The following is a 13669-nucleotide window of genomic DNA, read 5'->3' as shown; positions in this document are numbered from 1 at the left end:
GAACCGGCGTGCGGAAGGGCTCACGATCACGCCGGTCGACCTTCATGTGGGTCACCTCGAAGGTCGCAGTCATCATCATGCTGGGCACCGGAGGGCATGGCTACGACCCTTGCGTGATCGAGGCAGACACTTGTCCACTCTTGACCTGCGTGGACATGCGGAAGAATGGGCGGCATGACGCGGATCATCGCGGGAAGCGTGGGTGGCAGGCGATTGGCGGTGCCGCCGGGCCGGACGACGCGGCCTACCAGCGACAGGGCGAGAGAAGGGGTTTTCTCGACCCTCGACTCCCTGCATGGCATCGAGGGCGCGCGCGTGATCGACCTGTACGCCGGTTCGGGTGCGGTCGGGCTCGAGGCGCTGTCGAGGGGCGCGGCCCACGCGCTGCTGGTCGAGGCGGACGCGCGGGCGGTCAGGACGATCAAGGCCAACGTCAAGGACCTGGGTTTCGAGACGGCCACGGTGGTGGCCGACAGGGTGGAACGGCTGCTGGCCAAACCGGGAGAGCCGTACGACATCGTGTTCGCCGATCCGCCCTACGCGGTGACCGACGAGGACGTCACGAGGGTCCTGGAGTCGCTGCGCGACAACGGGTGGCTCGCGCCCGACGCGCTCGTCGCGGTGGAACGCGAGAGCAGGGGGAAGGACCTGGTGTGGCCCCCGGGCTACGAAGAGGAGAGGGTCCGTCGTTACGGCGAAGCGGCCGTTTGGTACGGTCGCGCCGCCGGGAACCCGTAAACGTGGGAGGCGATGTGCGCCGCGTAGTGTGCCCGGGGTCGTTCGACCCCATCACCAACGGACACCTCGACATCATCGGCCGGTCAGCCCGGCTGTATGACGAGGTGACGGTCGCCGTTCTGATCAACGTCGAGAAGAAGAGCCTGTTCACGGTCGAGGAGCGCATCGACATCCTCCAGACGGTGACGAAGGAGTACCCCAACGTCAGGGTCGAGAAGTTCCACGGGCTGCTCGTGGACTTCTGCCGCCAGAACGACATCCCCGCGATCGTCAAGGGCATCCGCGTGGTCAGCGACTTCGACTACGAGCTGCAGATGGCGCAGCTCAACTACCGGCTGTCCGGTGTCGAGACGCTCTTCATGCCGACCAATCCGGAATACTCGTTCCTGTCCTCGTCCCGAGTGAAGGAGATCGCCCGCTACGGCGGCGATGTGTCGGGACTCGTCCCGGATCTCGTGCACAAGCTCTTGATCGAACGGCTCAGGGGCTGACCGGTGCCTGGTATCGTTGCTATCTGGCCTTGTACGACGGCGACGATTTCGCCATGCCTAGCGAGAGCAGGATGACTCAGCACCTCGACCCCCGCGCCCCGTGGGTGATCTCCACTCATGACCTGGGCAGGCGGCCGGGCTCGATGCGGCAGATGACTCTGTCCCTCCCGGCACCGGCAGATCTCGGCGTCGACATGATCGGTGTCCCCAAGGACGCCGAAGTCGAGCTGGACATCCGGCTCGAAGCAGTGATGGAAGGCGTGCTCGTCTCGGGCACCGCACACGCTCCGCTCGTGGGGGAGTGTGCTCGGTGTCTCGACCCGTTGACCTCGGAGATCGGGGTCAACCTGCAGGAGCTGTTCTTCTACTCCGACGAGGACGCCTCGGAGGAGGACTCACTGCTCGACGGTGAACTTCTCGACCTCGAGCCGACGTTCCGTGACGCGGTGGTGCTCGCACTGCCGCTCAGTCCCGTCTGCGGTGAAGACTGCCGGGGGCTGTGCACGGAGTGTGGGGTCAAGCTGGCCGAGGCCGGCCCTGACCACGGGCATGAGATGATCGACGCTCGCTGGGCGTCGTTGCAGGGTCTGTTTTCCGAGAACGATAACGATCAGGAGAAGTGACGTGGCCGTCCCGAAGCGGAAGATGTCGCGGAGCAACACCCGCTCCCGCCGCGCCCAGTGGAAGACGTCTGCTGTCGCGCTGGTGAGCTGCCCGCAGTGCCGTTCGCCCAAGCAGCCGCACATCGCGTGCCCGACCTGCGGCACCTACAACCGCCGTCAGGTCATCGAGCCGTCTGCCTGATCGCACATTCCAGCAAGGAGCGCGAGCGATCGCGCTTCCCAACGGCTGTTGACGGAGTGCCGACCGGATGCGATGGCGCCCGGTCGGCGTCACCGTCTCAGGTGCGTGCGGCGGCGGTTCGCCCGCGGTCGTGGTGGACGCCGGGGCTGGTCCCCGACGCCCACCACGTTTTCGGGCATCTCTCAGTTCCATCGCCCACGCGTTCTGGAGAGATGCTCTGAGGAGGAGAAAACGTGGGCACAGGTCCCAAGCCAGTGGCTGTCGAGGTCGCCAGAGACGAGCTTGAGCGGGTTCTTTCCGTCAGGCTCGACGCCGACATCCTCGAGCGGGCGCTGACGCACCGCTCCTACGCGTACGAGAACGGTGGCCTGCCCACCAACGAGCGCCTGGAGTTCCTCGGCGACTCGGTGCTCGGCCTCGTGGTCACCGACACCCTCTATCGCAACCACCCCGACCTGCCGGAAGGCCAGCTGGCCAAGCTCAGGGCGGCCGTGGTCAACATGCGCGCCCTGGCCGACGTGGCCAGGCATCTCGGCCTGGGCAGGTTCATGCGCCTGGGCAGGGGCGAGGAGGGCACGGGCGGGCGCGACAAGTCGTCGATCCTCGCCGACACCCTCGAGGCGCTGATCGGCGCGATCTACGTGAACCAGGGCCTCGACGAGGCCTTCAGGGTCGTCCACGTGCTGTTCGACCCGCTGATCACCCGTTCGGCCTCGCTCGGCGCCGGTCTCGACTGGAAGACCTCGCTGCAGGAGCTCACCGCCTCCGAGGCGCTCGGCGTGCCCGAGTACCACGTCGAGGAGAGCGGCCCCGACCACGCCAAGTCCTTCACCGCCGAGGTGCGGGTGGGCGGCGAGTCCTACGGCTCGGGCAAGGGCCGCAGCAAGAAGGAGGCCGAGCAGCAGGCGGCCGAGGCTGCGTGGACCCGCATCAGGGCACGCAGGGAACAGCGCGAGAGCCAGCCGGCGGGCTGACGTGCCTGAGCTACCGGAGGTCGAGGTCGTCCGCCGTGGCCTGGCGGAGTGGGTCACGGGGCGGACGATCGCGGCGAGTGAGGTCCTGCATCCGCGTGCCGTGCGGCGGCAGCTCGGTGTCTTCGACGTCGCCCACCGCGTGATCGTCTCGGCCGAGCGGCGCGGCAAGTACCTGTGGCTGCCGCTCGACGGCGACGAGGCGATCCTCGCCCACCTCGGGATGAGCGGGCAGCTGCTCGTCGTCTCTCCAGAGTCCGCGCTGGAGAAGCATCTCAGGGTGCGGCTGTCGTTCGCCGATGGCGGCAACGACCTGCGCTTCGTCGACCAGCGCACGTTCGGCCACGTGATGCTCACCGCGCTCGTCGACGGGGTGCCCGAGCCGATCGCGCACATCGCGCCCGACCCGTTCGAGGCCGCCTTCGACGAGGAGCTGTTCACCAGGAGGCTGCGGGCCAAGCGCACCGAGATCAAGCGGGCGTTGCTCGACCAGTCGCTGATCAGCGGTGTCGGCAACATTTACGCCGACGAGGCGCTCTGGCTGGCCAGGCTCCACTGGGCGCGCCCCACGGAGACCCTCACCAAGGCCAAGATCGCTGAGCTTCTGGCGGCCGTGCGCCAGGTCATGAGTGCCGCCCTGGTGCAGGGCGGCACCTCGTTCGACAGCCTGTACGTGAACGTCAACGGCGAGAGCGGCTACTTCGACCGCTCGCTGGAGGCCTACGGCAGGCGCGACCTGCCGTGCTCGCGGTGCGGCACGCCGATCAGGCGGGACGCGTTCATGAACCGATCGTCGTTCTCCTGCCCCAGATGCCAGCGTAAGCCGCGGTGAGCAGGGCGAGGACGGCCCCGAACCACATCGTCGCGCTCGGTGAGGCGGCGTCCACGATCCTGCCGCCGAGCAGCGCGCCCAGCGCGATGGCCGCGTTGAAGACCGACGACAGCATGGCCATGCCCGCCTCGCCTCCTCCGGCCCTGGCGACCCAGAGCTGACCGGTCACCGACACGCCTCCGTAGGAGACGCCCCACAGCAGGAGCATGAAGGCGCCGGCGAGCGGTAGTCCGGCCGTCGACACCGCGATCAGGATGGCGAGCACCGCCATGACCTCCCTCGGCCGGTGGGCGGCCTTCGCGCCGGCGCCGAAGTTGCCTGCGACGCCCGCGATGCCGTACGCGAGGAGGAGGAGGCTGATCAGGCCGGGGCCCGCGCCGGAGACCTGCTCCAGGAACGGGCGGATGTAGGTGTAGGCGGCGAAGTGACCGGTCACCATGAGGGCCGTGGCGACGAGGACGGTCCTGAGCGGGCCGTCGCGCCACACGCCGAGCAGTTCGGCGGGCCGTACCGCGCGGGTGGCCGGTAGTGGCGGCAGCAGGAGGGCGAGCCCGGCCATGACCGCGACGGCGAGGACGGCCACCGCCACGAAGGCCGCCCGCCACCCCGCCATGGACAGGATCAGCGTGCCGGCGGGCACGCCGAGCACCGAGGCCACGGAGACGCCGCCGGCGATCATCGCGGCCGCCCTGCCGATGTGCCGTTCGGGGACCAGCCGTCCGGCGAGGCTGGCGGCGAAGGCCCAGAACCCGCCGATGCTCACCCCTACCAGCACCCTGGCCGTCAACATGACCGCGTAGGAGGGGGAGAGGGCGGCCAGCAGGTTGGCGCCCGCGAGCAGAGCCATGAGCGCGACCAGCACGACCCGCCGGTCGAGCCGTCCCGCGACCACCGTCAGCAGGGGCGCGGAAAGGGCGGCCACGAGTCCAGGCGCGGACATGGTCAACCCCGCCACGCCCGGGGAGACGCCGAGCGCCGTCCCCATGGGCGTCAGCAGGCCGACGGGGAGCATCTCGCTGGTCACGATGGTGAAGGTGCCGACCGCGACGGCGGATACGGCGAGCCAGGGCACCCGGGAGGTGTCGGTGGCGGTGTCGATAGTCGTCATGCTCCGAGCCTTCTGGCCCCCACCTGCGGGAACAATGACGAAGATCGAAGCCTTGGTTTAGTCAGGCTAAGGAGTCGTGATGGAGTTCAGGGAACTGGAGTGCTTCGTCGTGCTCAGCGAGGAGCTGCACTTCGCCAGGGCCGCGGAGCGCCTCTACCTGTCGCCCGGCAGGGTCAGCCAGCTCGTGCGCGCGCTGGAGACCAGGATCGGGGCCAGGCTGTTCGAGCGCACCAGCAGGCGCGTACGGCTGACGCCGCTGGGCGAGCGCTTCCTGGTCGACCTGCGCCCCGCCTACGACGGCCTGGCGGCCGCGGTCGGCAGGGCCAGGTCGGCCGCCAGGATGGTCGAGGGCGTGCTGCGCGTGGGTTTCCTGGGCACGCCGACGGACGTCGTCACCGGCACGGTCAGGGAGTTCGAGCGGCTCCATCCCGCGTGCGAGGTGGAGCTGGTGGAGGTGCCGATGGCCGACCCGTTCGGCAAGCTGCGCGAGGGCAAGGTGGACGTGAGCTTCACGCTGCTGCCCGTGGACGAGCCCGACCTGGAGACGGGCGCGGGACTGAACAAGGTCCCCCTGCAGGTGGCGCTCTCGCCGCGCCATCCGCTGTCCCGCAGGGCGCGCATCGAGGCGGAGGAGCTGGCGGAGCTGCCGCTGGTGGGGCTCGACGGCCCGGCCCCTCGCCGGTGGCGCGAGCTCACCGCGCCCGAGACCACGCCGCTCGGGCGGCCGATTCCCTCGGCGGGTACGGTCTCCACGAGCCAGGAAGGCCTCACGCAGGTCGCGCTGAACAGGGGCGCCATGCTGTTCTGCACCCCGACGGCCGCCTACCACGGACGTGACGATGTCACGTTCGTGCCGGTCGTGGGGTTGCCCGACTCGGTGCTCGGGCTGGTCTGGCGCAAGGAGGCGGAGACGGCGGCGGTGCGCGCCTTCCAACGGGCAGGAGTGAGTCATGAGTGAGAACGTGCGGCTGACGGCATGGGTGCGCGGCCGTGTGCAGGGCGTCGGGTTCCGCTGGTGGACCCGGGCGCGGGCGCTGGAGCTCGGGCTGGTCGGCTGGGCCCGTAACACTGCCGACGGGCGGGTGGAAGTGGTCGCCGAGGGGCCGAAGGCGGCCGGCGTCAAGCTGGTCGAGCTGCTCAGGGGTTGCGACACACCGGGCAGAGTGGATGGAGTTGTGGAGCGCTGGAGTGAAGCACGAGGTAGTTTGAGCGGGTTTGTAGAGCGGTAGCGCCTTCCTTCAAACGCCCCAAATAGGGTATATTTGTATGTCGGGAGTGCCCATCGGTAGGCCCATGCGGTGCGTTCGACTTGACCGCCCACACTGCCGATGCGACTCTTGTTAGGTACCACGCGCACCCCTCCCGCAGAACAAGAAGTGCGCGAACCAGTCTGGTCACTCAGCGTGGAGGACCCTTTACCATGGCGAAGGCTCTACTCGGCCACGTCGGCGGTCCTGACCCTCGGATGGTCTCGGAGATGCGCCGCTTGCAGCAGCGGATCCGCGACCTGGAGGCAGAACTCACCCGGCTCCAGGCACAAAATGACGCTCTTGCGGCGCAGACACGCGATGAGGCGTTCAGCCGTCTGCAGGAGCGCGAGCCGGCTCTCACCTGAGAGATCGGGAGCGCCACATTCAGGGACGTCTCGGAGAGGCGTCCCTTGCTATTTTCTCCGCCTCCTTTTCTTGGAGGCGTTTTTACTGTCCTCACGGTGGCAGAAGCGCGGTGACCAGCGGCGGGCTCCGCGGCCCAGTAGGCTTTCCGGAAGTCGGTTCAGGGAGGGCAGCGTTCGGTGTATCTGAAGACCCTCACGCTGCGCGGCTTCAAGTCCTTCGCCTCCGCCACCGCCCTCCGTCTCGAACCCGGCATCACCTGTGTGGTCGGCCCCAACGGCTCGGGCAAGTCCAACGTCGTCGACGCCCTGGCCTGGGTCATGGGCGAGCACAGCGCCAAGTCGCTGCGCGGCGGCAAGATGGAGGACGTCATCTTCGCCGGCACCTCCAGCCGCCCTCCGCTGGGCAGGGCCGAGGTCACGCTCACGATCGACAACACCGACGGCGCGCTCCCGATCGACTACACCGAGGTGACGATCAGCCGCCTGATGTTCAGGTCGGGACAGAGCGAGTACGCGATCAACGGCGACACCTGCCGCCTGCTCGACATCCAGGAGCTGCTGTCCGACTCGGGCATCGGCCGTGAGATGCACGTCATCGTCGGGCAGGGGCAGCTCGACGCGGTGCTCCACGCGGGCCCCGAGGACCGACGGGCCTTCATCGAGGAGGCCGCCGGAGTTCTCAAGCACCGCAAGCGCAAGGAGAAGGCGCTGCGGAAGCTCGACGCGATGCAGGCCAACCTCACGCGCGCCCAGGACCTCGCCACCGAGCTGCGCCGCCAGCTGAAGCCGCTGGGCAGGCAGGCGGAGATCGCCCGCAAGGCCGCGGTCATCCAGGCCGACCTGCGCGACGCGCGGCTGCGGCTGCTGGCCGACGACGTCTGCATCCTGAGGGAGACCCTCCAGCGGGAGGCCGCCGACGAGGCGGCGATCCTGTCGCGCAGGGCGCAGGTGGAGGCCGAGCTGGCCGAGGGGCAGCGCCGCGAGGAGGCGCTGGAGGCGGCGGAGGCCGAGGCGCAGCCCAGGCTCACGGCCGCCCAGGAGACCTACTTCCGCCTCGCCTCGCTCAGGGAACGGTTCACGGGCCTGGAGCATCTGGCGGCCGAGCGGCACCGCCACGCCCTCGACGCCGCCTCGATCGAGCGGCGCGGGCGCGATCCCGAGGAGCTGGAGCGGGAGGCGGCCGAGGTCCGCGAGCAGGAGCTGGAGCTGGCCGCGGCGCTGGAGCAGGCCCAGGAGCTGCTGGAGGCGGCCGTGGGCAGGCGCGAGGAGGCCGAGACCGCGCTCAAGGCGGAGGAGCAGCGCCTGGCGATGGCCGCGAGGGCGGCAGCCGATCGGCGTGAGGGGCTGGCCAGACTGCGTGGACGAGTCGACTCCGCGCGCAGCAGGGCTCGCGCCGCCGAGGAGGAGATCGGCAGGCTGAGCAGGGCCGTCGCGGAGGCCGACGAGCGGGCCGCGCGGGCCGGCGAGGAGCTGCGGGCCCAGGAGGTCGACGAGCCGGCGGTCGATCCCGCCTTGGCCGAGGAACTGCTCACCGCCCAGGCGGCGGTCGAGGAGGCCAGATCTGTCGCCGACGCCGCGCGCGAGGCCGTCGAACAGGCCAAGGAGGCGCTGGCCGCACCGCAGGCCGCGCTGCGGGCCGCCAAGGCCGCGGTCGGTACGGCACGCGCCGCCGACCAGGAGGCGCAGCGGTCGGTCGCCGCGCTCCAGGCCCGTCGTGAGGCGCTGGAGCTCGGCCTGGCCAAGGGCGCTGACGGAGGCGCCGCGCTGGTGGCGGCCGGTCTGCCGGGAGTCCTCGGGCCGCTGGCCGCCTCGATGACCGTCACGCCGGGGTTCGAGGTCGCCATCGCGGCCGTGCTCGGGCAGGTCGCCGAGGCGGTCGCCGTCGAGTCGCTCGGCGCGGCGGTGGAGGCGCTGGAGCATCTGCGGGCCAAGGAGGCGGGCCAGGCGACGCTGCTGGTGGCGGGCGCGCCCGGCGGGGCGGACAGCGGGGCGCGCGCCGTACTGCCCGCCGAGGGGCGGTGGGCGGCCGAGCTGGTCGGCGTCCCCGGCCACCTCAGGGCGGCGGTCGACCGCCTCCTCGCGGACGTGGCCGTCGTGGCCGATCTCGACCAGGCGCGCGGCCTCGTCGAGCGGCACCCGGAGGTGCGGGCCGTCACACGCGGAGGTGACCTCGTGGGCGCGCACCTGGCCAGCGGCGGCTCCGAGGGCGGCACCTCCGTGCTGCAGGTGCGGGCCGCGCTCGACGACGCGATCGCCGACCTGGAGGAGGCGAAGGAGCGCGCCGGGAGCACCGTGGTCGTCATGGAGGAGTCCGCGGCGGCCGAGACGGCCGCACAGGCGGCGCTGGAGGCCGCGCAGTCCCACGTCAACGAGGCGCAGAGCGCGGCCGGCAGCGCGCAGGCGGGGGTGAGCGCCGCGCAGGGCGTGCTCGACCAGGTCAGGGCGCGGCAGCGAGAGGCCGACCAGGCCAGTGCCGCGGCGGCCAGGCGGCTGGCCCAGCTGGGCGCCGCGGCCAAGGCGGCGGCCGACGAGTCCGAGCGCCTGGCAGGCAGCGTGCGGGCGGCGCAGGAGGCGCGCGAGGAGGGCCTGGCCGAGCTGTCCGAGCTGGAGATCGAGCTCGCCGAGGCCGAGTACGCGCAGGAGCTGGAGACCGAGCCGACCACGGAGGCGCGCGACGAGCTGGCCACGGCGTGCCAGCTGACCAGGCAGGCCGAGATGGAGACCCGCCTGCAGGTCCGCACGTCGGAGGAGCGGGTCAAGGGCATCGCGGGCAGGGCGGACGGCCTCGTGCGGGCCGCCGAGCGCGAGCGCCAGGAGCGGCTGACGGCCGCCGCGCAGCGCGAGCGGCGCAGGCGGCAGGCGGCGGTGGCCGAGTCGGTGGTGCGGGGGGTCAAGCAGGTGCTGCGCGCCCTGGCCGCCTCGATCGAGCTGGCCGCGCGCGAGCGCGACGAGGCCGACCTGGCGAGGGTCGCCGTCGACGCCGAGCTGAAGCAGGTGCGGCTGCGGGTCAGGGAGCTGGGCCAGGAGCTCGACAAGCTGGTCAACAGGGTGCACGGCAGCGAGATGGCCCGCACCGAGCAGCGGATGCGGCTCGAGCAGATGGAGGAGCGGGCGCTGGAGGAGTTCGGCGTCTCGTCCGACGCGCTGATCTCCGAGTACGGCCCGACGGCGGCCGTTCCCGGCGACCCGCCCGTGCCGTATGTGCGGGAGGAGCAGGAGAAGCGGATGAGGGCCGCCGAGCGGCAGATGACGCAGCTCGGCAAGGTCAACCCGCTGGCCCTGGAGGAGTTCGCGGCGCTGGAGGAGCGCCACGCGTTCCTGACCTCCCAGCTCGAGGACCTCAAGAAGACGCGGCGCGAGCTGATGACCGTCGTCCAGGAGGTCGACAACCGGGTGGAGGCGATGTTCTCCTCCGCCTACGAGGACGTGGCCAGGGAGTTCGAGCAGATCTTCACGCGTGTCTTCCCCGGCGGGGAGGGGCGGCTGATCCTGACCGACCCCAGCGACATGCTGACCACGGGCATCGAGGTGGAGGCCAGGCCGCCGGGCAAGAAGGTCAAGCGGCTCTCGCTGCTGTCGGGCGGCGAGCGGTCGCTGACGGCGGTCGCCTTCCTGATCTCCATCTTCAAGGCGCGGCCCTCGCCCTTCTACGTGATGGACGAGGTCGAGGCGGCCCTCGACGACACCAACACCCAGCGGCTGCTGACGTTGTTCGAGGAGCTGAGGGAGAGTTCCCAGCTCATCGTCATCACGCACAACAAGCGGACGATGGAGATCGCCGACGCGCTCTACGGCGTCTCGATGCGCGGCGACGGCGTCACCCAGGTGGTCTCCCAGCGTCTAAGGGAGAACGTCTGATTTTGTACGGCACGCGGCATTGCGGGGCGTGACCATCCTGGACGATCTGGAAAACTGGGTTGCTGTGAGCGAATACCTCGGCATCATCGTGATCGTGATCGTCGTCGCCCTGCTGGCGATCGGCGGCATGTTCTTCCTGTACAGGCCGGGGCGCAAGGCCGTGCCGCCGCCGGTCGAGGCGCCCGAGGTCAAGCCCGCCCCCGAGCCCGAGGCCGAACGGGCCCAGCCGGAGGAAGAGGGCACCACGACCACGGTGCCGCCCCCGGTCAAACCGGCCGAGACCATCATCAAGAAGCCCGAGGTGGAGATTCCTCCGCCGTCCGCGGGCCGTATGGTGCGGCTGCGCTCACGCCTCGCCCGCTCGCAGAGCGCCCTCGGCAAGGGACTGCTGGAGCTGCTGTCCCGCGACAGGCTCGACGACGAGGTATGGGACGAGATCGAGGAGAGCCTCATCACCGCCGACGTCGGCATCTCGCCGACCCAGACGATGGTCGAGGAACTGCGCACCAAGGTCAAGGTGCTCGGCACCCGCACCCCCGACGAGGTGCGCGGCCTGCTGCGCGAGGAGCTGCTCAAGCAGATCGACCCCGAGCTCGACCGCACCCTCCAGGTGGGCAAGCACGGCGAGCGTCCTGCCATCGTGCTGGTCGTCGGCGTCAACGGCACCGGTAAGACCACCACCACGGGCAAGCTGGCCCGATCCCTCGTCGGCGACGGCAAGAAGGTCGTGCTCGGCGCGGCGGACACCTTCCGCGCGGCCGCGGCCGACCAGCTGCAGACCTGGGGTGAGAGGGTCGGCGCCGAGGTGGTGCGCGGCCCCGAGGGGGGCGACCCCGCCTCCGTGGCCTTCGACGCCGCGGCCAAGGGCATCGAGGACAAGGTGGACGTGGTCATCGTCGACACGGCGGGCCGCCTGCACACCAAGACCGGCCTGATGGACGAGCTGGGCAAGGTGAAGCGGGTCATCGAGAAGAAGGGCACCGTGGACGAGGTCCTGCTCGTCCTGGACGCCACCACCGGCCAGAACGGCATGCGGCAGGCGCAGGTGTTCGCCGAGGTGGTCAACATCACGGGCATCGCGCTGACCAAGCTGGACGGCACGGCCAAGGGCGGCATCGTCATCTCGGTGCAGCGTGAGCTGGGCGTGCCGGTGAAACTCGTGGGCCTCGGCGAGGGTCCTGACGATCTCGCGCCGTTCGACCCCGAGGTGTTCGTCGACGCGATTCTGGGCGACTGACGTTCAAACACGTTTTCGGACGCTCTGCGCAACAGCGTGGGGCCTGTCCGTATAACTAGGGAAATGTTCCTTATCGGACTTTCTCTTGATCTCGATAGTCATCCGTGTTCACATGGGTCGGTCATTGGAGATCGCGGGCGGCTGCGCAAACGTCCGCGGTCTCCTCGCATGGTCCGATGAAGAAGGTGGACATGAAAAAGGTTGTCGTGTACAAGAGCGGCTCAGTCAAGCCGGCAGGCTCCGCCGCTCCGCGGCACAAGGGCTGATCGGCGCGTGGCCGGTGCCCCCTGACGGGGTGCCGGCCATGCTGCTGTCCGGACGACGAAACCGCGCAGGAAGCCCCCGGGGGATCAGGTACACGTGACCGTCATCGACGCCGACCGGCGTGTTCGCGGGCCGTACACGCTCGCCTCCGCCCTCCTCGACATTTTCGTCCCTGAGGCGCTCGAGCGCCGGCCCGACCTGGTGGCCGGGCACGACATCGAGATCGCCGTCGCGGCGCCGCACCTGAAGATCCCGAGGAGCAGGCTCTCGCTGGCCGACGCCCTGCCGCAGGCCGAGCGCATCCTCATCCCCGGGGCCCGCCGTACGCTGCGGATCGCCAACGGGCTGGCCGAGTTCGTCCGCTCGTGCCTGGACGGCGAGCCGCGCACGGTGACGGTCGACAACCTCGAAGCGGCCGACCAGACCGACGCCGAGCTCGTCGAGGTGCTGCGCAGGCGGGTACCTGACCTGACCGTCGTCCCCGGGGAGTCGCGGCCAGGGGGGCCCGTGCCCGCCGACTTCGATCGCTACCGCGACGAGGGGTTCCACCACGCGATGGCGGAGGCGGGGCTGGCGGCGCTCGACGGCCTGCGGCACGACGACGACCCCGAGCGCTGGATGACGCTCGTCCACCGGACGGCCGGAGCGCTGGAGGCGATCGAGCGGGAGGACGAGGCGCTGGCCCTCTACGAGCTGGCCAGGCGGCACACCGTCGACCCGAGGCACCGGGCCTCGGTGGCCTGCTCGCTGGCGACCCTGCTGGTGCGCCACCACGACCCGGTACGGCGCGACCCCGAGGCGGCCGTGGCCTGGATCAACGAGGCGATCACCATCACCTCGCTGCTGAGGGAGCCGCGCGAGCGCGCCTTCCACCTGGGCTTCGACCTCAACGCCAAGGCGCTGGTCGAGGTGCGCAGGCGGCGGTTCGGCGAGTCGGCCCGCCTGGTCCAGGAGGCCATCGACCTGGCCGAGCGCGACCTCGCCGACGTCCACCCGATCCATCGGCTCGTGCTCTACGCCAACAGAGCCCAGCTCAGGGCCATGTCGGGCGAGCCCGATGCGGCCCTGGCCGACTACACGCGGGCCATCGAGGCCGACCCCGGCTACCCCGACTACTACCTCGACAGGGGCGACCTGCTGCGCAGGCTGGGCCGGACGGGACAGGCGCTGGCCGACTTCGAGAACGCCATGCGGCTGAGCCCGCCGTGGCCCGAGCCGCACTACAACAGAGCCGAACTGCGTTACGAGGCGGGCGATCTGGCGGGCGCGCTCGAGGACCTCGACTACGCGCTGGAGCTCGATCCCGAGTTCGCTCCCGCCTACGTGAACAGGGCCGGGCTCAGAGCCGCGACAGGGGAGTACGGCCTGGCCAGGAGCGACGTGGAGCTCGGACTCGGACTCGATCCCGGCAACCCGCACCTGCTGTGCGTGCTGGGCCAGGTCGAGGCGGCCGAGGGAAGGCCCGCCGAGGCGCGGGCCGCCTTCGACGCCGCGCTGAAGACGGAGCCCGCGCTGGTGGAGGCGTGGGCGAGCAGGGGAGCGCTGTCGTTCGAGCTCGGCCGGTACGGCGAGGCCGTCGCCGACCTCTCCCGGGCGGTCGAGCTGAAGGAGAGTCCCGAGCTGCTGTTCAACAGGGCGATGGCGCTGCGGGCCGCCGGCCGTACCGAGCAGGCCATGGCGGATCTGCGCAGGGCGGCCGAACTCGCGCCGGGCGACGAGGATGTCAGAGCCGCGCTGTCGGGGGAGTGAGC

General features: G+C 70.5%; 13 protein-coding genes. 12 read left to right on the top strand and 1 reads right to left on the bottom strand.

The window, feature by feature from the left end:
- Positions 1–174: 174 nt before the first annotated feature.
- The 6 genes from rsmD to mutM all read left to right on the top strand — a co-directional run bounded on the left by rsmD (position 175) and on the right by mutM (position 3836).
- A complete protein-coding gene (rsmD, locus tag ACFSKW_RS31195) occupies positions 175–738 on the top strand; it encodes a 16S rRNA (guanine(966)-N(2))-methyltransferase RsmD (protein ID WP_379576052.1) in 564 nt (187 codons plus the stop codon).
- Positions 739–752: 14 nt separating this feature from the next.
- Complete coding sequence (gene coaD, locus ACFSKW_RS31190; protein WP_379576051.1) at positions 753–1229, top strand: pantetheine-phosphate adenylyltransferase; 477 nt, start codon at positions 753–755, stop codon at positions 1227–1229.
- A 53-nt stretch (positions 1230–1282) separates the two neighbouring features.
- Positions 1283–1852: a YceD family protein gene (locus ACFSKW_RS31185; protein WP_379576329.1), complete on the top strand. Its 570-nt coding sequence runs from the start codon at positions 1283–1285 to the stop codon at positions 1850–1852.
- Position 1853: 1 nt separating this feature from the next.
- Positions 1854–2033, top strand: a complete 180-nt coding sequence (rpmF, locus tag ACFSKW_RS31180; RefSeq protein ID WP_183656428.1) for a 50S ribosomal protein L32 — start codon at positions 1854–1856, stop codon at positions 2031–2033.
- A gap of 254 nt (positions 2034–2287) precedes the next feature.
- On the top strand, positions 2288–3007 hold the full coding sequence (gene rnc, locus ACFSKW_RS31175; protein WP_379576328.1) for a ribonuclease III: 720 nt from the start codon (positions 2288–2290) through the stop codon (positions 3005–3007).
- A 1-nt stretch (position 3008) separates the two neighbouring features.
- Positions 3009–3836 (top strand): bifunctional DNA-formamidopyrimidine glycosylase/DNA-(apurinic or apyrimidinic site) lyase, encoded by an 828-nt coding sequence (mutM, locus tag ACFSKW_RS31170; RefSeq protein WP_379576050.1) that lies wholly within the window; start codon positions 3009–3011, stop codon positions 3834–3836.
- Here mutM and ACFSKW_RS31165 read toward each other — a convergent pair.
- A complete protein-coding gene (locus ACFSKW_RS31165) occupies positions 3784–4944 on the bottom strand; it encodes an MFS transporter (protein ID WP_379576049.1) in 1161 nt (386 codons plus the stop codon). The genes mutM and ACFSKW_RS31165 overlap by 53 nt on opposite strands.
- A gap of 79 nt (positions 4945–5023) precedes the next feature.
- Here ACFSKW_RS31165 and ACFSKW_RS31160 point away from each other — a divergent pair, with 79 nt between their 5' ends.
- The 6 genes from ACFSKW_RS31160 to ACFSKW_RS31135 all read left to right on the top strand — a co-directional run bounded on the left by ACFSKW_RS31160 (position 5024) and on the right by ACFSKW_RS31135 (position 13667).
- Positions 5024–5902, top strand: a complete 879-nt coding sequence (locus tag ACFSKW_RS31160; protein ID WP_379576048.1) for a LysR family transcriptional regulator — start codon at positions 5024–5026, stop codon at positions 5900–5902.
- A complete protein-coding gene (locus ACFSKW_RS31155; RefSeq protein ID WP_379576047.1) occupies positions 5895–6173 on the top strand; it encodes an acylphosphatase in 279 nt (92 codons plus the stop codon). Before ACFSKW_RS31160 ends, ACFSKW_RS31155 begins: the two co-directional genes overlap by 8 nt.
- A gap of 191 nt (positions 6174–6364) precedes the next feature.
- The gene (locus tag ACFSKW_RS31150; RefSeq protein WP_183656443.1) at positions 6365–6559 is read left to right on the top strand and encodes a hypothetical protein; all 195 of its coding nucleotides are present in this window, start codon (positions 6365–6367) and stop codon (positions 6557–6559) included.
- Between the two features lie 177 nt (positions 6560–6736).
- On the top strand, positions 6737–10417 hold the full coding sequence (gene smc, locus ACFSKW_RS31145; protein WP_379576046.1) for a chromosome segregation protein SMC: 3681 nt from the start codon (positions 6737–6739) through the stop codon (positions 10415–10417).
- 64 nt (positions 10418–10481) lie between these two features.
- On the top strand, positions 10482–11654 hold the full coding sequence (gene ftsY, locus ACFSKW_RS31140) for a signal recognition particle-docking protein FtsY (RefSeq protein WP_379576045.1): 1173 nt from the start codon (positions 10482–10484) through the stop codon (positions 11652–11654).
- 360 nt (positions 11655–12014) lie between these two features.
- Positions 12015–13667 (top strand): tetratricopeptide repeat protein, encoded by a 1653-nt coding sequence (locus ACFSKW_RS31135; RefSeq protein ID WP_379576044.1) that lies wholly within the window; start codon positions 12015–12017, stop codon positions 13665–13667.
- Positions 13668–13669: the final 2 nt, after the last annotated feature.

Origin of the sequence: Nonomuraea mangrovi, from assembly GCF_042681425.1 — a bacterium.
Taxonomy (GTDB): domain Bacteria; phylum Actinomycetota; class Actinomycetes; order Streptosporangiales; family Streptosporangiaceae; genus Nonomuraea; species Nonomuraea mangrovi.
Note: the sequence above shows the minus strand (reverse complement) of the source record. Positions and strands in the feature narration are given on the sequence as shown.

Excerpts from the sequence above, each read along its gene's own strand:
- rsmD (WP_379576052.1), top strand. The coding sequence starts at position 175 with ATGACGCGGATCATCGCGGGAAGCGTGGGTGGCAGGCGATTGGCGGTG.
- ACFSKW_RS31185 (WP_379576329.1), top strand. The coding sequence starts at position 1,283 with ATGCCTAGCGAGAGCAGGATGACTCAGCACCTCGACCCCCGCGCCCCG.
- ACFSKW_RS31165 (WP_379576049.1), bottom strand. The coding sequence starts at position 4,944 with ATGACGACTATCGACACCGCCACCGACACCTCCCGGGTGCCCTGGCTC.
- ACFSKW_RS31160 (WP_379576048.1), top strand. The coding sequence starts at position 5,024 with ATGGAGTTCAGGGAACTGGAGTGCTTCGTCGTGCTCAGCGAGGAGCTG.
- ACFSKW_RS31155 (WP_379576047.1), top strand. The coding sequence starts at position 5,895 with ATGAGTGAGAACGTGCGGCTGACGGCATGGGTGCGCGGCCGTGTGCAG.
- ACFSKW_RS31150 (WP_183656443.1), top strand. The coding sequence starts at position 6,365 with ATGGCGAAGGCTCTACTCGGCCACGTCGGCGGTCCTGACCCTCGGATG.